This window comes from Demequina subtropica (genome assembly GCF_000971235.1).
In the GTDB taxonomy this organism is placed as follows: domain Bacteria; phylum Actinomycetota; class Actinomycetes; order Actinomycetales; family Demequinaceae; genus Demequina; species Demequina subtropica.
On sequence record NZ_BBMB01000012.1, the window covers coordinates 22,123 to 41,384 of the forward strand.

Sequence of the window (19,262 nt, forward strand, 5' to 3'; positions counted from 1 at the left end):
CCCGCTGCGGGACGATCAGCCCTCGATGCCGGGCGGCTCCTCGCCGGTCACGCCGTCGATCACCTGACGGTCGCCCAGGTCCGCCTCGAGCTCGACCTTGAGGCTGTCCAGGCAGGCGTCCCCGGGATCGCGCTTGGTCGAGGTCACGGTGATGGTCACGGTGCTCTCCGTCTCGACGATCTCCGCCACCGGATCCCCGTTGCAGGTGTCGATGTGGACGACCTGCACGTCGCCGCCGTTCGACCAGCCCACGATCGGCACGGGTCCGCGCGTCTCGGTCGGCTCGGATGCGTCGCACCCTGCGAGGACGAGCAGGGACCCGACGAGGAGGATCGCGCGCGGCAGCGTCATGGCCAGACGCTACCGCGTACGGCCAGCCGCCGCATCGTCCCTTCCCGCTGGCACTACACTGGACGGGATTCCAGACCGCCATTCGACGAGGAGCACACGTGTCCGGGCATTCCAAGTGGGCGACGACCAAGCACAAGAAGGCCGCGATCGACGCCAAGCGCGGCAAGCTGTTCGCCAAGCTCATCAAGAACATCGAGGTCGCGGCGCGTGTGGGCGGCGGCGACCCCGCGGGCAACCCGACGCTGTTCGACGCGATCCAGAAGGCGAAGAAGTCGTCGGTCCCGAACGACAACATCGACCGCGCCGTCAAGCGTGGCTCCGGTGAGGACGCGGACGGCGTCAACTACGAGACGATCATGTACGAGGGCTACGGCCCCAACGGCGTCGCGATCCTCATCGAGTGCCTCACGGACAACCGCAACCGTGCGGCGACCGAGGTGCGCGTGGCGCTCACCCGCAACAACGGCACGCTCGCCGACCCGGGCTCGGTGTCGTACCTGTTCTCGCGCAAGGGCCAGGTGATCGTGTCCAGCGAGGGCGACGTCACCGAGGACGCGCTCATGGAGGCGACGCTCGAGGCCGGCGCGGAGGAGATCAACGACCTCGGCGACGTGTTCGAGATCATCTCCGAGGCTACCGACTTCGTCGCGGTCCGCTCCGCGCTGCAGGAGGCGGGCATCGACTACGAGAGCGCCGAGGCCACGTTCATGCCCTCGATGAAGGTCGAGCTCGACGTCGACGGCGCCCGCAAGATGCTGCGCCTCATCGACGCCCTCGAGGACTCGGACGACGTCCAGAACGTCTACGCGAACTTCGACGCGTCGGACGAGGTGCTCGAGGCCGCGCAGGCCTAGCGGCACCCGGCGGACGCACGATGCGCATCCTGGGGGTCGACCCCGGCCTCACCAGGTGCGGCATCGGCGTCGTCGAGTCCGGCGCCGCGCGGCGCGTGTCGATGCTCGACGTCCGCGTCGCGACGTCCCCGTCGACCCACGAGACCCCCAGGCGCCTCGCGCAGATCGCGACGGTCCTCGAGGCGATGCTCGACGAGCATCAGCCCGAGGCCGTCGCGATGGAGCGCATCTTCGCGCGCTCCGACGTCTCGACCATCATGGGCACGGCCCAGGTGTCGGGCGTCATCATGCTCGCGGCCGAGCGGCGCGGGCTCCCGCTCACGCTCTATACGCCGTCCGAGGTCAAGGCCGCGGTCACGGGCAACGGCCGCGCCGACAAGGCGCAGGTGACCTTCATGGTGACGCGCCTGCTCGGTCTCGACGAGGCCCCGCGGCCCGCCGATGCGGCGGACGCCCTCGCGATCGCGATCGCGCATGCCTGGAAGGGCGGGGCCGCGCCCACGGGCTCGGGTGCCACCACGCCCGCGCAGCGGCGCTGGGCCGAGGCGGAGAAGGCGGCGCGGCGTCGCGGGTGAAGTCGCACCCATCGGCTAGCCTGTTCGCACAGGTGTTCGAAAGGGGTACGGCGTGATCGCACAGCTCAGGGGGAGCGTGGCCCACGCTGGCGCGACCGCTCTGGTCCTCGACGTGGCGGGTGTGGGGTACCGCGTGCTCGCGACCCCCGCGGCGCTCGCCGAGCTGCGCACGGGTCAGGACGCCACGCTGCACACCCACATGGTGGTCCGCGAGGACTCGATGACGCTGTTTGGCTTCCTCACGGCGGGGGAGAGGGACACCTTCGAGCAGCTGCAGAGCGTCCAGGGCGTCGGCGCGAAGCTCGCCCTCGCGATGCTCGCGGTGCACTCGCCGGAAGCGCTCGCCGCCGCCGTCGCCGCGGGCGATCAGAAGGCGCTCACCAAGGTTCCGGGCATCGGCCCCAAGGTCGCGTCGCGCCTGCTTCTCGAGCTGGGCGGCAAGCTGGTGCTGCCGGAGGACGCCCCGGGCGCCCCCGCGGCCGATGCGCGCGGCGAGGTGGTCGAGGCGCTCGTGGGGCTCGGCTACCCGCTCAAGACGGCGCAGGCCGCGGTCGACGCGGTCGCCGAGGAGCCCATCGCGGCCGGCGAGACCGGCTCCACGCTGCGCGCGGCGCTCAAGCACCTCGGAGGCACGCGTGGATGACGAGGCCCGGGTGGTGAGCCCCGACGCGGACGCGATCGAGCGCTCGAACGAGGCCGCGCTGCGGCCCTCGAACCTCGACGAGTTCGTGGGCCAGCGCGTGGTGCGCGAGCAGCTGTCGCTGGTGCTCAGCGCCGCCACCGGGCGCGGCACCCCGCCCGACCACGTGCTGCTGTCCGGCCCTCCCGGACTGGGCAAGACCACGCTCGCGATGATCATCGCGCAGGAGCTGGGGAGCGCGCTCCGGCTGACGTCAGGCCCCGCGATCCAGCACGCGGGCGACCTCGCCGCGATCCTCTCGTCGCTCGACGAGGGCGACGTGCTGTTCCTGGACGAGATCCACCGCCTCGCGCGTCCGGCCGAGGAGATGCTCTACCTCGCTATGGAGGACTTCCGCGTCGACGTGGTGGTGGGCAAGGGCGCGGGAGCCACATCGATCCCCCTGAGCCTCCCGCCGTTCACCGTGGTCGGCGCGACCACGCGCGCGGGCCTGCTCCCGGCGCCGCTGCGCGACCGCTTCGGCTTCACCGGCCACCTGGACTTCTACGAGGACGACGAGCTCAAGGCGATCGTCGTACGCTCGGCGGGCCGTCTGGGGGTGTCGATCTCGCACGACGCGGCGCATGAGATCGCCTCGCGATCCCGCGGGACCCCGCGCATCGCCAACCGCCTGCTGCGCCGCGTGAGGGACTGGGCGCAGGTCCACGGCTCCGGTCGCGCCGACATGGTCGCGGCGCGCGAGGCGCTGGCGGTGTACGAGGTCGACGAGCGCGGCCTCGACCGGCTCGACCGTGCGGTTCTCCGCGCGCTGTGCACGCGCTTCGCGGGCGGCCCGGTGGGGCTGTCGACCTTGGCCGTGACCGTGGGCGAGGAGACCGAGACGGTCGAGACCGTGGCGGAGCCGTTCCTGGTCCGCGAGGGCCTCATGTCGCGCACGCCGCGCGGGCGCATCGCGACCGCGGACGCGTGGCGCCACCTGGGCCTCACCCCGCCGGCGGACGCGATCGGCGGCGAGGCCGGCGGGCGGCTCTTCGACTGAATCGGCCGGCGCGCGTGGCCCCGTGCAAGCGTCCTTGAGCCCGACACCGCGTGCCGTGTTCGACTGAGGGCCCCGGACCCGCCTAGAATCGCCCGGGGCTCAAGCGAGCCGAGACCGTGAGGAATCCTGTGGCACGTGTGAAGAACGAGGCGCGTCGTGCGCTGACCTGGCTGGGCGCGATCGTCGTCGGCCTGTATGGAATGTTGGCCGTCGGAGTGGTGACGGGCGGTGCGTCCTGGACGCCCGACCTCGCGCTCGACCTCGCCGGCGGACGCGAGATCGTGCTCGCGCCCGTGCTGACCGAGGGCAGCGAGGAGACGATCACCCAGACCGACCTGGACCAGGCCGTGGAGATCATCCGCCGACGCATCGACGCGTCCGGTGTCTCTGAGGCGGAGATCAGCACGCAGGGCCAGAACATCGTGGTCGCGCTGCCAGGCAACCCGTCCGAGGAGACCGTCGACCTGGTGCGCCAGAGCGCGCAGCTCCAGTTCCGTCCCGTGCTCGAGATCGGGTACAGCGACCTGACCACCGACACGTCGGCGACGCCGGAGCCCAGCGCGACCGCCTCCGACGAGGCGACGGACGAGTCGTCCGCCGAGCCGACCGCCGAGGCGACTGCCGAGGCCACCGCGGAGCCGTCGGCCGACGAGAGCGCCGCTCCCGCCGCCACGGACGAGGCGACCGCGGAGCCGTCCGCCGAGGCGACGGACGAGTCGTCCGCCGAGGCCTCCACCGAGCCCGCGGAGGGCACCGACGCCTCGTCGCTCGAGTGGATCACCGATGACGTCCAGGCGAAGTACGACGCGCTCGACTGCACGAAGGCCGCGAACCTCGCGGGCGTCACGCCCGGCGACCCGACCAAGGCCGACGCGGTCTGCGACCAGGACGGCTACGTCAAGTACATCCTCGGCCCCGTCGAGATGGACGGTACCGACATCGCCACCGCGACGTCGGGCCCGGAGTACAACACGCAGGGCAACCTGACGGGCCGCTACGAGGTCCGCATGGAGTTCACGAGCGACGGCGGCGACACGTTCGCCGGCATCACCGGCCGCATCAAGGACCTCGAGTCGCCGCGCAACCAGTTCGCGATGGTGCTCGACGGCGTCGTGATCTCGGCCCCCTCGGTCTCCACCACCATCACGGGCGGCCAGGCGTCGATCACCGGTGAAGGCATCACGCAGGAGTCCGCCGCACAGCTGGCCAACCAGCTGAAGTTCGGCGCGCTCCCGATGACGCTCGAGGTGCAGTCGGAGCAGCAGATCTCCGCGACGCTCGGCGCCGACCAGCTCCAGAAGGGCCTCATCGCGGGCCTCATCGGTCTGGTGCTCGTGGTGATCTACTCGCTCATCCAGTACCGCGCGCTCGGCCTGGTGACGGTCGGGTCGCTCGTGATCGCGGGCGGCATCACGTACGGCCTCATCGCGGTCCTGTCCTGGACCATCGGCTACCGCCTCTCGCTCGCCGGTGTCGCGGGTCTGATCGTCGCGATCGGTGTGACGGCGGACTCGTTCATCGTCTACTTCGAGCGCGTCCGAGACGAGCTCCGCGAGGGCCGCAGCCTCCAGTCGGCGATCGATCACGGCTGGCGTCGCGCCCGCCGCACGATCCTCGCGTCCGACGCGATCAACATCCTCGCCGCGGTGGTGCTCTACGTGCTCGCGGTGGGCGGCGTCCGAGGCTTCGCGTTCACGCTCGGCCTCACGACGCTCGTGGACATCCTCGTGGTGTTCCTGTTCACCCACCCGGTGCTCATGCTCCTGGCCAAGGTCCCGTTCTTCGCGCACGGTCACCCGTGGTCCGGTCTCGATCCCCGCCAGCTGGGCCGCGACACGATGTACAAGGGCCGCGGCCGCGTGGTCCGCACCGACCAGCCGACGCTCGCCGAGCGCAAGGCCGCCGCCGCGATCGCCGCCGCGAAGGGCGATGCCCCGGAGGCCGATGCGGACGATGCCGAGCCCGCCGACGCCAACCCCGCGGGGGAGGAGAACCGATGAAGCTCAACCTGGCGCAGTGGGGCAACAAGCTCCACTCGGGTGAGAAGACCTACCCGATCGTCCAGCAGCGCAAGCGCTGGTTCCTCGTCTCGGGCGTGCTCGTCGCGCTGTCCCTGCTGCTGCTCTTCACCAAGGGCCTCAACATGGGCATCGACTTCACCGGCGGCACCGAGTTCCGTGTCACCGACACCGCGATCACGGAGCCCGAGGAGGCCCGCGCGGTGATCGAGGAGCTCGCTCCCGGCGAGACCGCCCGCGTCACCATCCTGGGCGACAACGACGTCCGTATCCAGATCGGCGTGCTCGACGAGGACACCGCCACGGAGACCGCGCGCGAGATCACCACGCAGCTCGCCGAGGCCTACGACGTCCCCGAGGCGCAGGTCAGCTTCACGCAGATCGGCCCCACGTGGGGCGCGTCCGTGGGCAAGGCCGCGGTGCAGTCGCTCGTGGTCTTCCTGGTGCTCGTCTCGATCGTCATGGCGCTGTACTTCCGCGCGTGGCGCATGTCCGCCGCGGCGCTCGTCGCCCTCGCGCACGACCTCATCATCACGGTGGGCGTGTACGCGGCGACCGGCATCGAGGTCACGCCGGCGTCAGTGATCGGATTCCTCACCATCCTGGGCTACTCGCTCTACGACACGGTGGTGGTGTTCGACAAGGTCCGCGAGAACACCGCGAACCTCACGTCGCAGCACCGGTACACGTACGACGAGCTCGCGAACCTGGGTCTCAACCAGACCCTCGTGCGCTCCATCAACACCTCCGTGGTGGCGCTGCTGCCCGTGAGCGCGATCCTCTTCATCGGCTCGTTCCTGCTCGGCGCGGGCACGCTGCTCGACATCTCGCTCGCGCTGTTCGTCGGCATGGCGGTCGGCACCTACTCGTCGATCTTCGTCGCCACGCCGGTCGAGGTCGCGCTGCGCGACAAGGAGGAGCGCATCGCGTCGCACACCGCCAAGGTGCTCGAGCTGCGTGCGTCCGGCGAGACCGATGTCGCGATCTCCGAGGACGGCGAGGTCCGCGTGGGCGCCGTGAACAAGGGCAGCCACCAGGGCACGGCGGCGCAGCCCAAGCGCAAGAACCGCAAGCACTGACGGGAACCCGTCCCGAGGGGGACGATGCGCGGAAGCCTTCCGTGCATCGTCCCCCTCGGTCTTTACCAGGGAGAGCATTCAGGACGTCCGCGCGCGGATAGACTGTCGGTCTACCAGCCACGGAGGTGCGTGTGACGGAGACCCGTCCCTCGACCGGGACGCTCGGGCTCGGGTTCCTCCGCCGGGGGAGCCGGGAGTCGAGCGCGATCGACGGCGTGCTCGACACGTATCGGCGCATGTACCCGCGCGGACGGACCGGCCTGATCGAGCGCGCCTACAAGGTGGCCGAGGAGGCGCACCGCGAGCAGAAGCGCAAGAGCGGCGAGCCCTACATCACGCACCCCATCGCGGTCGCCCAGATCATCGCCGACCTGGGCATGCCGGACTCGGTGATCGCCGCGGCGCTCCTCCACGACGTGGTCGAGGACACGGACTATCCGCTCGAGCGCATGGAGGCCGAGTTCGGCGGCGAGGTCGCGATGATCGTCGACGGCGTCACCAAGCTCGACAAGGTCAAGTACGGCGACGCGGCCCAGGCCGAGACGGTCCGCAAGATGGTCGTCGCGATGGCCAAGGACATCCGCGTGCTGCTGCTCAAGCTGTGCGACCGGCTGCACAACGCGCGCACGTGGAAGTACGTCGCTCCCGAGTCCGCGCGCAAGAAGGCGCAGGAGACGCTCGAGATCTACGCGCCGCTCGCGCACCGCATGGGGCTCAACGCGATCAAGTGGGAGCTCGAGGACCTCAGCTTCCAGACGCTGTACCCGAAGATCTACCAGGAGATCGTCGACGTCGTCACCGACCGGGCGCCCGAGCGCGAGAAGTACCTCGCCCAGGTGCGGGCGGAGATCGAGAAGGACCTGCGCGGGATGCGCATCAAGGCGGAGATCACGGGCCGCCCCAAGCACTACTACTCCGTCTACCAGAAGATGATCGTGCGGGGCCGCGACCTCAACGACATCTACGACCTCGTGGGGATCCGCATCTTGGTCGAGACGGTGCGCGACTGCTATGCGGTCCTGGGCGCGATGCATGCCCGGTACCAGCCCGTCCCGGGCCGGTTCAAGGACTACATCGCGATGCCCAAGTTCAACCTGTACCAGTCGCTGCACACCACGGTGATCGGTCCCACGGGCAAGCCCGTCGAGCTGCAGATCCGCACGTACGACATGCACCGTCGGGCCGAGTACGGCCTCGCGGCGCATTGGCGCTACAAGGAGAACGCGAAGACCGGCGAGCAGTCGCGCGGCAGCCAGGGCGACATGGGCTGGCTGCGTCAGATCGCCGACTGGCAGCAGGAGACGGCCGACCCGACCGAGTTCCTCGACAGCCTGCGCGGCGAGATCTCGCGGGCCGAGGTCTATGTGTTCACGCCGCGCGGCAAGCTCCTGTCGCTGCCCCAGGGCGCGACCCCCGTCGACTTCGCCTACGCGGTCCACACCGAGGTGGGCCACAAGACCATCGGCGCGAAGGTCAACGGCCGCCTGGTCCCGCTCGACTCGACGCTCGAGAACGGCGACACGGTCGAGGTCCTCACCACGTCGGACGAGAACGCCCATCCCAAGCGGGACTGGCTCGAGTTCGTCCAGTCGACGCGCGCCAAGAACAAGATCCGCCAGTGGTTCACGCGCGAGCGGCGCGAGGAGTCGATCGAGACCGGCCGCGACATGCTCGCCCGCGCGATCCGTCGCCAGCAGCTGCCGATGCAGCGCCTGATGTCCCGGCCCACGCTCCTCGCCCTCGCGAAGGAGATGCACTACGAGGACGTCGACTCGCTCTACGCCGCCATCGGCGAGCACAAGGAGCAGGCGGCCGACGTGGTGACCCGCATGGTCGAGGCCGTGGGCGGCCAGGAGGGCGCGGACGAGGACCTCACCGAGATCACCCGTCCCGGCCTGCCCGCGCAGCGGACCCCGTCGCGCCGCGGCGATCCTGGGGTGGCGGTCCACGGGCTGACCGACGTCGTGGTCAAGCTCGCGCGCTGCTGCACCCCGGTGCCGGGGGACCCCATCCAGGGCTTCGTCACGCGCGGCTCGGGCGTCTCGGTGCATCGTGCCGACTGCGAGAACCTCGCGCAGCTCCGGGCGCAGAACGAGCGTCTCATCGACGTCGAGTGGACCGGTCACAACGCCGGGACGTTCCTGGTGCAGATCGAGGTCGAGGCGCTCGACCGCAACCGGCTGCTCTCGGACGTGACGCAGGTGCTGTCCGACCACCACGTCAACATCCTGTCCGCGAACGTGTCGACCAACCGCGAGCGGGTCGCGATGTCGAGCTTCCAGTTCGAGATGGCCGACCCCTCGCACCTCGGCGCGATCCTCAGCGCGGTGCGGCGCATCGACGGCGTCTACGACGCGCGGAGGGTCACGGGGGCCAAGCGCCCCTGAGCGCCTGAACCAGGGAGACGAGCCGCACGTAGCCCGCTCCTGTGGGAGCCTCCCGCTCGAGCTCCACGAGCAGGGTGCGCGTCCGTATCCGCCCGGACGCGAGGCCGGCGCCGACAGCCCGCAGCGCCGGCTCGGGCGGCTCCCACCTCAGCGCGTCGAGGCACGCCCGCGCCGGCGCGGCCACCCGCAGCGGGCCGATGCGGACGGCGTGCGTGGCGGTGCGGCCCGAGTGGAGCTCGACCAGGCACCCGGCCGGGCGGTAGAGGCCGCGTGCCCCGACCGCATGCCAGGTGGAGGGTGGCGCCGGCAGCCATCCGTGCGTCCAGAGCGCCGCGAGCCCCGTGAGGACGGTGTGCGCGGGCACGCGGGGCGCGGCGACGATCGCGCGGAGCCCGGGGGAGTCGGGGATGTCCCGGGGGCGTGCGGTGCCGCGGATGGCGACCGCGAGGGCGCCGTCGCGCAGCAGCCGCGCATACGCGAGCGGTCCGACATCGTCGGGGTGCACCAGGATCACCGGTCCAGGGTGCCGTGCGCCGTGCCCGACGCGCGACCGGGCTGTGGACTGCCGCCGCGCACCGCCCCGCCCCGGCTGACAGTTCCAACGGATCTCGCGGCGACACGCCCCCTCGCGACCGATAACAGGCGCGACACGCCGGCAGGCCGGGATCAGCTCCGTTGGGAGTGTCGAGGGGGCAAGCACGAGCGCCCCGCCACCTTGCGGTGACGGGGCGCTCGTGACGGCTGCGGCTAGAGCGACTGGATCTGCTTGAGCCACGCCTTGCGTGCCTCGAGCGACTCCTCGAGCTTCGCGGTGCCCTTGCCCTTGGCCTTGGCCTCCGCGATCTCCGCCTCGAGCGCTTCGATGGCCGAGAGCAGCTGCGCGGCGGCGCCGGTGGCACGCGCCTCGAGCTCCGGGTTGCGCGAGTTCCACTCGGCGTCCTCGGCATCGCGCACGGCCTTCTCGACGACGCCCATGCGCTTGGTCAGGCGCGCGACGTCGGCGCGCGGCACGCGGCCGGCCGCCTCGAAGCGGTCCTGGATGGGACGCAGCGCCTGCTTGGTCGCGGCGAGGTCCTTGATCGGCAGCAGCGCCTCGGCCTCGACCACGGCGGCCTCCTTGGCCTCGACGTTGCCCGACAGGGCCTCGTCCTCGGCGTCGGCGGCGCCCCGGCGAGCCTCGAAGAAGGCATCCTGGGCGGCCTGGAACCGCTTCCACAGCGCATCGTCCACCGAGCGTCGGCCGCGACCCGCGGTGCGCCACTCGTTCATGAGATCGCGGAAGCCGCGCGCGCCGCGGTCCCAGTCCGTGGTCTGCGAGAGCTCCTCGGCACGAGCGACCAGCGTCTCCTTGCGACCCGCGACATCCGCGTTCGAACGGTCGAGCTCGGCGAAGTGGTGCTTGCGCGCCTTCTCGAAGGCGGACCTTGCGTGCGTGAACCGCGCCCACAGCGCGCGCTCGACGTCCTTGGGGATACGCGCGCCGGAGCGCTGCGCCTCCTTCCACTGGTCGAGCAGGCCGCGCAGCGTCGCGGTGTCGTTCTTCCAGTGGACCTGGTCCTCGGGCTTGGCCGCGAGGGCCTCGGCCGTGACGACGATCTCCTCGCGCGCGGCGACGGCGGCCTCGCGGGCCACGCGGCGCTCCTCCTGGATGCGCGTGCGGACGTCCTCCGCCTCGGCCTTCACGGCGGCGTAGCGCTCGACGAGCGTGTCGAGGTCGCCGACCACGCTCGGGGGAGTGAGGATCGCCTCGATCGAGGCGATCGACTCGTCGATGTCCTTGGGAGCGAGCTCCGCCGAGGCCAGGCGAGCGTGGAAGCGCTCGACGGAGGCCTCGAGCTCGAAGAACGCGTGCGCATAGGCGTGCAGCGCGTCGTCGTCGGCCGCGGGGCCTACCTCGACGCGCTCCTCGGCGACGATGACGTACGCCTTGCCCTCCTCGACGAGGCCGTGCGCGAGCGCCTCCTCGAAGCGCTCCTGGGGCACCTCGGCCGCGACGGGCACGGGCACCACCGTGTGCGTCGCCTGCTTGGCGACGGCGACGGGGGAGGGGGTCTTGAAGGAGCCGGGCTTGGGTGCGCGAGGCTTCGGGGCCTTGGCCGGCTTCACGGCGGGCGCCTCGGCCTCGGGGGCCGCTGCGGTCTCCTCCGTGGTCTCCTCGGCGGGCGCCTCGGTTGCCGGTTCTGCGGCGGGCTCGGGGGTGGGCTGGGACTCGGCCGCGGGGGCCTCGGTGTGCGGCGCCGAAGCGTCGGACGACTCGGTCATGAGACGGATACCTCGTTCACGATGACGGACTTGGCCGGGGTGCCATCGGTGTCCCCGGTGATGGTGCCTGCATTGGCAACAGAGACCACCCTATCGGTCCCCGCAGTCAGATGACCGAGCACGGTGTAGCCGCCGGCCGAGTCGGACGGGATGGTGGAGTCCTCGTAGACGATGAAGAACTGGCTTCCCATCGACTCCCCGTTGCCGCTCACGCGCGCCATGGCGATGGTGCCCGCGGGGTAGAGGTCGTCCGCCGGGGCGTTCTCGATGGGGCCGTAGCGATAGGCGGGGCCGCCCGTGCCGAGGCCGGTGGGATCGCCGCACTGCAGCACGTAGATGCCGGCGGTGGTGAGGCGGTGGCAGCTGGTGCCGTCGAAGTAGCCGTCCTCGGCGAGCTTGATGAAGCTGGCGACGGCCTGAGGTGCGGCGGCGCCGTCGAGCTCCATCACCAGGTCGCCCTGGTTGGTGCCCATGGTGACGGTCCAGGTGCGGTCCTCGGCGTAGGACGGGTCCGGCGGCTCGGGGGAGGCGGCCCAGCCCGAGGCGATCTCGACGTCGAAGTCGTCGGCCGCGTCGCTGGAGCCGTCCGTGGACCCGGTCGAGGCAGTCGCGGTCGCGGCCGGCGTCGTGGCGGCCGCGGCACCGGTGTCCGCGTCGTCGTCCTGGAGGGCGAGCAGCAGCACCGTGAGTCCGCCGCCGAGCACGAGCGCGGCGAGCGTGATCACCGCGGTCAGGCGGATGACGTGCTGCTGACGGCGTCGCTTCGCTGCGACGCGCTCCTCGTAGGCGTGCTGGCGCTTGGCCGCCTGGGCCTTGGCCTGCTTCTTGGTGGTCATGCGTGGTTCTCCCGATCGGCGTGGTGCCAGGTCAGTCTAGGGCGGGCCGATGCGGAACAATGGCGGGCATGGCACGCGTACAACCGCTCTCCGGATTCCCCGAATGGTCCCCGCAGGAACGCCTTGTCGAGGCGCATGTGCTCGCGACCCTGCGTGAGGTCTTCGCGCTGCATGGCTTCGGCGAGATCGAGACGCGTGCCGTCGAGCCCGTCGAGCGGCTCGCGGGCGACTCGGACGCGTCGAAGGAGATCTACGCGATCGGGCGCCTCAACGCGGAGGAGGGCGGCGACCGCCGCGCCAAGGAGGCGAAGCTGGGCCTCCACTTCGACCTCACGGTGCCGTTCGCCCGCTACGTCGAGGAGAACCAGGGCCACCTGCAGTTCCCGTTCCGCCGCTGCCAGATCCAGAAGGTGTGGCGAGGGGAGCGTCCGCAGGAGGGCCGCTTCCGCGAGTTCTATCAGGCCGACATCGACGTCGTCGGGCGGGACACCCTCCCCGAGCACCTCGAGGCCGAGGTGGCGATCGTCATGGCGCGCGCCCTGCGTGCGCTGCCGCTGCCTCCCGCGCGCATGCACCTCAACAACCGCGGCCTGGTCGAGGGCTTCTACCGGGGCGTCGGCATCCTCGACATCGCCGGCGCGCTGCGCAGCGTCGACAAGCTCGACAAGATCGGCCCCGACGGCGTGCGCGAGGAGCTGCACGGCAAGGGCGTGAGCGCCGCGGCGGTCGACGCGATCCTCGAGCTCGCCGCGATCCAGACCCCGGACGGCTCGTTCGTCGACCTGGTCGAGGCGCTGTGGGACCACAGCCCGATCGTGGACGATGCGGACGAGGCCCGCGCGCAGTTCGACCGCGGCGCCCGTTCGCTCGCGGTGCTGGTCGACGCGGTCAACGCCGCCGTGCCGGAGACCGCGATCGCGGACCTGCGCATCGCGCGCGGCCTCGACTACTACACGGGCGCGGTCTACGAGACGGTGCTCGAGGGGCACGAGGACCTCGGCTCGATCTGCTCGGGCGGGCGCTACGACTCGCTCGTCGCGGGCGGCGGCTTCCCGGGCGTCGGCATGTCGATCGGCGTGAGCCGGCTGGTGAGCCGCATGCTCGGTGCCGGGATCGCGACGGCCTCGCGTTCCGTGCCCCAGGCCGTGCTCGTCGCCGTGACGGACGAGGAGCACCGCGGCGCATCGTCCGCGATCGCCGACCGCCTGCGCGCGCGTGGGATCGCGACGGAGGTCTCGCCCAACGCCGCGAAGTTCGGCAAGCAGATCCAGTACGCCGATCGCCGGGGGATCCCGTTCGTGTGGTTCCCGGGGGCGGGCGACGGCACGTCGCCCGACGGCGAGGTCAAGGACATCCGCTCGGGCGAGCAGATCCCCGCCAACGCCGACACGTGGGCACCCCCGACCGAGGACCTGAAGCCGCGCATCGTCCGCGGCTAGACTGGTACCCGCTCTTCACCCAGACGCGCGCACCCTGCGCGAACGAAAGGCACAACCTTGCTCCGCACGCACCTTGCTGGAAACCTGCGCGCCGCCGACGCGGGCGCGACCGTCACCCTCGCCGGGTGGGTGGGCCGTCGCCGCGATCACGGAGGCGTCGCCTTCATCGACCTGCGCGACGCGTCCGGTCTCGCGCAGATCGTGCTGCGTGAGGACATCGCGCACGCGCTGCGCACCGAGTACGTCATCCAGGTCACCGGCGAGGTCCGGCTGCGTCCCGAGGGCTCGGCGAACCCGAACATGGCGTCCGGCGAGATCGAGGTCGACGTCAAGGACGTCGTGATCCTCAACGAGTCCGCGCCGACGCCCTTCCCGATCGACGAGCACGTCACCGTGGGCGAGGAGGCGCGCCTCAAGCACCGCTACCTCGACCTGCGCCGCCCGCAGCCGCGCGCGAACATCGTGCTGCGCTCCGAGGTCAACAAGGCCGCCCGCCGCGTCCTCGAGCGCCACGACTTCCTCGAGATCGAGACGCCGACCCTCACGCGCTCGACCCCCGAGGGTGCCCGCGACTTCCTGGTGCCCGCGCGCCTGTCGCCCGGCTCCTGGTACGCCCTCCCGCAGTCGCCGCAGCTGTTCAAGCAGCTGCTCATGGTGTCGGGCATGGAGCGCTACTACCAGATCGCTCGCTGCTACCGCGACGAGGACTTCCGCGCGGACCGCCAGCCCGAGTTCACGCAGCTCGACATCGAGATGAGCTTCGTCGACCAGGACGACGTCATCGCGCTGGGCGAGGAGCTCGTCAAGGAGCTGTGGTCGCTCATCGGCTACGAGGTCTCGCTTCCCATCCCGCGCCTCACGTACGCGGAGGCGATGGCGCGCTTCGGCTCCGACAAGCCCGACCTGCGCTTCGGCCTCGAGCTCACGGAGCTCACCGCGTACTTCAAGGAGACGCCGTTCCGCGTGTTCCAGGCGGAGTACGTGGGCGCGGTGGTCATGCCGGGCGGCGCCTCGCAGCCCCGCAAGGTGCTCGACGCGTGGCAGGAGTGGGCCAAGCAGCGCGGCGCCAAGGGCCTCGCGTACGTGCTGGTCCAGGAGGACGGCACGCTGGGCGGCCCCGTCGCCAAGAACCTGTCGGAGGCCGAGCTCGCGGGCCTCGCCGAGGCCGTCGGCGCGAACCCCGGCGACTGCATCTTCTTCGCGGCCGGCAAGACCGGCCCGTCGCGCGCGCTCCTCGGTGCGGCCCGCAATGAGATCGCGAAGCGCGTCGGCCTGATCGACGAGGACCGCTTCGAGTTCTGCTGGGTGGTCGACGCCCCGCTGTTCAAGCCGGTCGACGTGGACGATGACGACGTCGCCCTGGGGACCTCGGCCTGGACCGCGGTGCACCACGCGTTCACGAGCCCCAAGCCCGAGTTCATGGTCACGTTCGACACGGACCCGGGACCGGCCACGGCCTACGCGTACGACATCGTCTGCAACGGAAACGAGATCGGCGGCGGCTCGATCCGTATCCACCGCCAGGACGTCCAGCAGCGGGTGTTCAACGTCATGGGCATCGGCGCCGAGGAGGCGCAGGAGAAGTTCGGCTTCCTGCTCGACGCGTTCCAGTTCGGCGCCCCGCCGCACGGCGGCATTGCGCTCGGCTGGGACCGCGTGACGGCGCTGCTCGCCAAGGCGGACTCCATCCGTGACGTCATCGCCTTCCCGAAGTCGGGCGGCGGCTACGACCCGCTGACGCAGGCCCCGGCGCCCATCACCCCGGAGCAGCGCTCCGAGGCCGGCGTGGACTTCGTCCCCGAGGACGAGGAGCCGGCCGAGGCCTGAGCGCCCGCCGCATCGCGCTGAACGAGGGCGGGATCCCCATGGGGGGTCCCGCCCTCGTCGTCTCGGCGCGTGCCGGCTCAGACCGGTGCGGCGCGCTCGGGAACGGTCGCTCCCGCCGGGACGATGCGGGACTCCGCAGGTTTGGAGGAGGGCGAGGGCCGCGACGCCCAGAGCACACCGGCTACCACGAGCACGCCGCCCGCGAGCTCGCCCCACCCAGGCGCCTCGCCGAGCGCGAGCCACGCGGTGACGATGCCGACCACCGGCACCAGCATCGAGAACGGCGCGACGGTGGAGGCCGGATACCGGGCCATGAGCCACACCCAGATGCCCGAGCCGACGAGCGTCCCGAGCAGGATCGTGTAGGCGAGCCCGAGCCACGCGGGGATCGCGGCGACGCTGAGCGAGGACAGGAGCGCGTCGCCGATCCGGGCCGGGCCCTCGACCGCGAGCGACAGCGCGAGCATGGGCAGCGGCGGCACGACCGACATCCAGAGGACCAGGTGAAGGGGCCGTTCTGCCCGCGCCTGGCGGCTCGCGAGGTTGCCGAGCGCCCAGCCGAGCGCGCCGAGCAGCACCAGCAGGAACGGCACGACGGGCGCGGATGTGCCGTAGCTGACTCCGACCGCCGCGAGCCCGGCGACCGCGACCGCGACGCCTGCGATGCGGCGCCCGCCCAGCCGCTCCCGCAGCAGGAGCGCGCCGAGCACCACCGTGAAGGGCGCCGAGGCCTGCAGCACCAGCGACGCGAGCCCGGTGGGGAAGCCCGCGTGCATGCCCAGGTACAGGAACAGGAACTGGAGCGTGCCGAACCCGAGCCCGTAGCCGAGCAGCCATCGCAGCGGCACACGGGGCCGGGGAACGAGCAGCACGGTCGGGATCGCGATGAGCGCGAACCGCACGGCGACGAGGAGGAGCGGAGGGAACACCTCGAGCGACGCATGGATCGCGACGAAGTTCACGCCCCACAGGACGGCGACCAGGACGGCGAGCGCGACGTGGCGGATGGGCATGACGCCAGTCTGGTCCGGCGCGTCATGAAGAACCAGCGCATGCTTCTGAACCGACCGTTTAGGATGCCTACATGGAAGTCCGCCACCTCGAGCTGCTGCGCGACCTGCGGGAGCGGGGCACTCTGGGCGCGGTCGCCGCGGCCACCTACCGGACGCCGTCCGCGCTGTCCCAGCAGCTGAGGACGGCGGAGCGTGAGCTCGGCGTGCAGCTCGTCGAGCCCGTGTCCCGGGGACTGAGACTCACGTGGGCGGGGGAGATCCTCGCCGATGGCGCGGACGATGTGCTGGCGGCCCTCGCGCGCGTGGAGGCGTCGCTCGACGCCGGGCGCGGCGAGCCGAGCGGCACGGTCCGCATCGGTACCTTGCCGAGCGCCGGCGCCGCCTTGCTGCCAGGGCTGATGGCGAGGCTCGTGGGCACGCGCATCGCGATCGAGCTCGAGGACTTCGACCTCGCGGAGGCCGACTACGCGGGTCGGACGCTCGACGACGACCTGGTGATCGCGCACAGCCTCAGCGCGGACGTGCCGGCCGGTGCCGAGGGGCTGTTCTCCCAAGTGGTCGCTCGCGAGCCCATCGACGTGGCGGTGCCCGCCGACCACCCGCTCGCCTCGCGCGCCGTCCTCGCGCCTGACGACGTCGTCGCGTACCGCTGGATCGCGGTGCCGCGCGGCTACCCGTTCGCCACCGTGCTCGAGAGCATCGAGGGGTCCACCGGCGCGACGCTCGAGCGCATCGTCGAGATCAGGGACAACAGGCTGGTCGAATCGCTCGTGAGCAGGGGGCTGGGGCTCGCGCTGCTGCCGCGGTTCTCGACGCCGGCCTCACCGGCCTACCGCCTCATCCCCCTCACCGGGGTGCGGGCGGTGCGGAGCATCGTGGCCATCGGGCGTCCCGAGCGGGTCGCCCGCCACGCGGTGCGGGCGGTGATGGACGTCCTCGCGGACGTGGGGAAGTCCCTCGGGTGAGAGGCCGCCGTCAGCGGGTGGCGGGCACGTGCGCAGGATCCTCGGCGGACCCGGCCTGTGTGCGCGGCTCGGGCGCGGGCCACCGCCCGATGGCGAGCGCGCCGCACGCGAGCGCGCCCGCGAGGGCGCCGAAGCCGACCGCGAGCGAGGTGGCTCCCGCGACGGCGCCGAGCGCCGCCGTGCAGACGAGCGCCGCCGACTGGAGCGCCATGGACTGCACGGACAGCAGGGTGGCACGCTCCGCGGAGCCGACCTCGCCGTGGAGCAGGGACGCCGTCAGCGGCCCGCTCACGCCGAGCAGAAGGTAGAAGGCGACGAAGGCCGCCGCGGCCGCACCCGCGAGCGGCAGGGCGACGCAGGCGAGCGCGATGGCGGCACCCGCGATGGAGAGCGCGGCCGCCCTCGCATCGTGACGGAAGAGGCGCGACGCTGCGGGCGCGAGCGCCGCGCCGGCCGACGAGCCGAGGAACCCCGCGGTGACCAGCACGGCGTACGGGCCCGCGGCCGCGGCCTCGCCGCCGAGCAGCGCCGACGCGCGAGCGGGCGCGAGCAGCTCGATCCCGGCGAGCGCCACCCCGAGCGCCCCGGTGAACGCGAGCAGGCGGCGGATGCGGGCGGATCCACCCGCGACTCGCAGCCCCCGTGCCACGGTGGCAGGCACCTCGCGCGCGCTGGCGCGGGAGCCGGCGACGATGCGCGCGAGGGCGCCGCGCTGCTGGGGCGCGGCGAGGCCGGGCCGGCGGTCCGGGACCTCGTCGACCCAGGCGAGCGTCACGGCGATCTGCACGAGCGACAGCACGGCGCGGAGGAAGAAGGGGACGGACAGCGCGACGAGGCCCGCGCCCGACGTCGGCCCCGGCACGATCGCGACCGCCGCGCCCGCGGCAAGGGCCCCGACGGCGAGCGAGCCGGACTCCGCGACGGCGGCACGCGACAGTCCCGGCGTGAGGTCCGCATCGGGGTCGACCGCGTGGACGCGGTCCACGTACCAGGCCTCGAGCGGACCCGAGTCGAGCGCGCGGGCGAGGCCCATGAGCACGAACGCGACCGCGAACCACGCCGCGCTGTTCGCGAACGCGACGAGCGTCGAGCCCAGCGCGCTCACCAGCGACGAGGCGACGATCACGCCCCTGCGCCCGACGACGTCGGCGAGGCCGCCGGTGGGCAGCTCGAGGAGCAGCGTCGACGCGCTGAACAGCGCCGTCAGGAGGCCGATGGTGGTGAGGGACATCCCGCGGGTGCTCAGCAGGAGCACGATCAGCGGGGCGACGAGGCCCGTCGGGAGCCAGCGCAGCGCGGTGAGCGTGACGTAGCGGCGGCGGAGCCGAACGAGGTCCTGGCTCATGCGCGGGGATCCTCGCCCGGGTAGGCGTAGGCGAAGTACCGGACCGCGCGCGCCCCGTCGGGACGGGCGGCGGGATCGTGATCACGGTCGACGTAGGGCGCGAAGAGGCGCAGCATGGCCGACTTGAGCGCGACCAGCTCCGCGGGTGTCATCCACGCGACCACGTCGGTGGACATGTCTGCCGCGCGCCAGACCGCCGCCTCGTGGTCGCGGCGGGAGCGGTAGGCGCGCCACGCCTCGAAGCGGTAGTCCTCGATCACGCTGGACAGCGCGGCTGCGGCGACCTCATGCGCCGTCCCGGCCGCGCCGCTGCTGTCCCACGAGATCCCTTCGGAGCGCGCGCGCCACGGACGCTCGCGACCCTTGCCCCCCTCCGCGGGGAGCACATGCCCGTACTTGGCGAGCTGGCGCAGGTGGTAGGAGCAGTTCGCCGGGGTCTGGCCCAGGCGCTCCGCGCACTGGGATGCCGTGAGGGGACCCTCGGAGAGCAGGTCGAGCAGCGCGAACCGCACGGGATGCGCGAGGGCGCGCAGCTCGCGCGGGTCGGTGATCTCGCGGACCGGCCAGGGTGCCGCCTCGTTCTCGGGGTTCTCCACGAAATCGAAAGTACTCTTTCGAAAGAAACCTTGCAA

Annotated in this window: 17 protein-coding genes; 10 read left to right on the forward strand and 7 right to left on the reverse strand. The window is 71.9% G+C overall.

Annotated elements, in window-relative coordinates; genetic code table 11:
- Positions 1–15: 15 nt before the first annotated feature.
- A complete protein-coding gene (locus AOM06_RS11435; protein ID WP_062306120.1) occupies positions 16–351 on the reverse strand; it encodes a hypothetical protein in 336 nt (111 codons plus the stop codon).
- Positions 352–449: 98 nt separating this feature from the next.
- Between AOM06_RS11435 and AOM06_RS11440 the strand changes: the two genes are divergently transcribed.
- From AOM06_RS11440 to AOM06_RS11470, 7 genes are all read left to right on the forward strand, one after another.
- Positions 450–1,205 (forward strand): YebC/PmpR family DNA-binding transcriptional regulator, encoded by a 756-nt coding sequence (locus AOM06_RS11440; protein WP_062306123.1) that lies wholly within the window; start codon positions 450–452, stop codon positions 1,203–1,205.
- A gap of 20 nt (positions 1,206–1,225) precedes the next feature.
- Positions 1,226–1,780 (forward strand): crossover junction endodeoxyribonuclease RuvC, encoded by a 555-nt coding sequence (gene ruvC, locus AOM06_RS11445; RefSeq protein WP_062306125.1) that lies wholly within the window; start codon positions 1,226–1,228, stop codon positions 1,778–1,780.
- Between the two features lie 52 nt (positions 1,781–1,832).
- Positions 1,833–2,423, forward strand: a complete 591-nt coding sequence (ruvA, locus tag AOM06_RS15105; RefSeq protein WP_062306129.1) for a Holliday junction branch migration protein RuvA — start codon at positions 1,833–1,835, stop codon at positions 2,421–2,423.
- Positions 2,416–3,459: a Holliday junction branch migration DNA helicase RuvB gene (gene ruvB / locus AOM06_RS11455; RefSeq protein ID WP_062306131.1), complete on the forward strand. Its 1,044-nt coding sequence runs from the start codon at positions 2,416–2,418 to the stop codon at positions 3,457–3,459. Before ruvA ends, ruvB begins: the two co-directional genes overlap by 8 nt.
- Before the next feature lie 128 nt (positions 3,460–3,587).
- The gene (secD, locus tag AOM06_RS11460) at positions 3,588–5,459 is read left to right on the forward strand and encodes a protein translocase subunit SecD (RefSeq protein ID WP_062306133.1); all 1,872 of its coding nucleotides are present in this window, start codon (positions 3,588–3,590) and stop codon (positions 5,457–5,459) included.
- Positions 5,456–6,556, forward strand: a complete 1,101-nt coding sequence (gene secF / locus AOM06_RS11465; protein WP_062306137.1) for a protein translocase subunit SecF — start codon at positions 5,456–5,458, stop codon at positions 6,554–6,556. The genes secD and secF overlap by 4 nt, the downstream gene beginning before the upstream one ends.
- A gap of 131 nt (positions 6,557–6,687) precedes the next feature.
- A complete protein-coding gene (locus AOM06_RS11470; protein ID WP_062306140.1) occupies positions 6,688–8,943 on the forward strand; it encodes a RelA/SpoT family protein in 2,256 nt (751 codons plus the stop codon).
- Here AOM06_RS11470 and AOM06_RS11475 read toward each other — a convergent pair.
- The 3 genes from AOM06_RS11475 to AOM06_RS11485 form a co-directional block, all read right to left on the reverse strand.
- Positions 8,921–9,457 carry a hypothetical protein gene (locus AOM06_RS11475; RefSeq protein WP_062306143.1) on the reverse strand — a complete coding sequence of 179 codons (537 nt, stop codon included), beginning with the start codon at positions 9,455–9,457 and terminating at the stop codon, positions 8,921–8,923. The two genes, AOM06_RS11470 and AOM06_RS11475, sit on opposite strands and share 23 nt — an antisense overlap.
- Before the next feature lie 233 nt (positions 9,458–9,690).
- Positions 9,691–11,205, reverse strand: coding sequence for a DUF349 domain-containing protein (locus AOM06_RS11480; RefSeq protein WP_062306146.1), 1,515 nt, complete (start codon positions 11,203–11,205; stop codon positions 9,691–9,693).
- Entirely contained in the window at positions 11,202–12,041 is an 840-nt protein-coding gene (locus AOM06_RS11485; protein WP_062306148.1) for a peptidylprolyl isomerase, read from the reverse strand. The genes AOM06_RS11480 and AOM06_RS11485 overlap by 4 nt, the downstream gene beginning before the upstream one ends.
- A 68-nt stretch (positions 12,042–12,109) precedes the next feature.
- Here AOM06_RS11485 and hisS point away from each other — a divergent pair, with 68 nt between their 5' ends.
- Positions 12,110–13,480: a histidine--tRNA ligase gene (hisS, locus tag AOM06_RS11490; protein ID WP_062306665.1), complete on the forward strand. Its 1,371-nt coding sequence runs from the start codon at positions 12,110–12,112 to the stop codon at positions 13,478–13,480.
- A gap of 57 nt (positions 13,481–13,537) precedes the next feature.
- Positions 13,538–15,307 (forward strand): aspartate--tRNA ligase, encoded by a 1,770-nt coding sequence (aspS, locus tag AOM06_RS11495; protein WP_062306151.1) that lies wholly within the window; start codon positions 13,538–13,540, stop codon positions 15,305–15,307.
- A gap of 77 nt (positions 15,308–15,384) precedes the next feature.
- Here the strand turns inward: aspS and AOM06_RS11500 are convergent, their stop codons facing one another.
- On the reverse strand, positions 15,385–16,320 hold the full coding sequence (locus AOM06_RS11500) for an EamA family transporter (protein ID WP_062306153.1): 936 nt from the start codon (positions 16,318–16,320) through the stop codon (positions 15,385–15,387).
- Between the two features lie 71 nt (positions 16,321–16,391).
- Here AOM06_RS11500 and AOM06_RS11505 point away from each other — a divergent pair, with 71 nt between their 5' ends.
- Positions 16,392–17,285 carry a LysR family transcriptional regulator gene (locus AOM06_RS11505; protein ID WP_062306155.1) on the forward strand — a complete coding sequence of 298 codons (894 nt, stop codon included), beginning with the start codon at positions 16,392–16,394 and terminating at the stop codon, positions 17,283–17,285.
- A 10-nt stretch (positions 17,286–17,295) separates the two neighbouring features.
- On the opposite strand, the gene AOM06_RS11510 is transcribed toward AOM06_RS11505, so the two are convergent.
- Positions 17,296–18,630: an MFS transporter gene (locus tag AOM06_RS11510; RefSeq protein WP_062306158.1), complete on the reverse strand. Its 1,335-nt coding sequence runs from the start codon at positions 18,628–18,630 to the stop codon at positions 17,296–17,298.
- A complete protein-coding gene (locus AOM06_RS11515; protein WP_062306161.1) occupies positions 18,627–19,226 on the reverse strand; it encodes an ArsR/SmtB family transcription factor in 600 nt (199 codons plus the stop codon). Before AOM06_RS11515 ends, AOM06_RS11510 begins: the two co-directional genes overlap by 4 nt.
- Between the last annotated feature and the right edge of the window lie 36 nt (positions 19,227–19,262).

Excerpts from the sequence above, each read along its gene's own strand:
- AOM06_RS11480 (WP_062306146.1), bottom strand. The coding sequence starts at position 11,205 with ATGACCGAGTCGTCCGACGCTTCGGCGCCGCACACCGAGGCCCCCGCG.
- AOM06_RS11435 (WP_062306120.1), bottom strand. The coding sequence starts at position 351 with ATGACGCTGCCGCGCGCGATCCTCCTCGTCGGGTCCCTGCTCGTCCTC.
- AOM06_RS11485 (WP_062306148.1), bottom strand. The coding sequence starts at position 12,041 with ATGACCACCAAGAAGCAGGCCAAGGCCCAGGCGGCCAAGCGCCAGCAC.
- AOM06_RS11500 (WP_062306153.1), bottom strand. The coding sequence starts at position 16,320 with ATGCCCATCCGCCACGTCGCGCTCGCCGTCCTGGTCGCCGTCCTGTGG.
- hisS (WP_062306665.1), top strand. The coding sequence starts at position 12,110 with ATGGCACGCGTACAACCGCTCTCCGGATTCCCCGAATGGTCCCCGCAG.
- ruvC (WP_062306125.1), top strand. The coding sequence starts at position 1,226 with ATGCGCATCCTGGGGGTCGACCCCGGCCTCACCAGGTGCGGCATCGGC.
- secF (WP_062306137.1), top strand. The coding sequence starts at position 5,456 with ATGAAGCTCAACCTGGCGCAGTGGGGCAACAAGCTCCACTCGGGTGAG.
- AOM06_RS11505 (WP_062306155.1), top strand. The coding sequence starts at position 16,392 with ATGGAAGTCCGCCACCTCGAGCTGCTGCGCGACCTGCGGGAGCGGGGC.
- AOM06_RS11510 (WP_062306158.1), bottom strand. The coding sequence starts at position 18,630 with ATGAGCCAGGACCTCGTTCGGCTCCGCCGCCGCTACGTCACGCTCACC.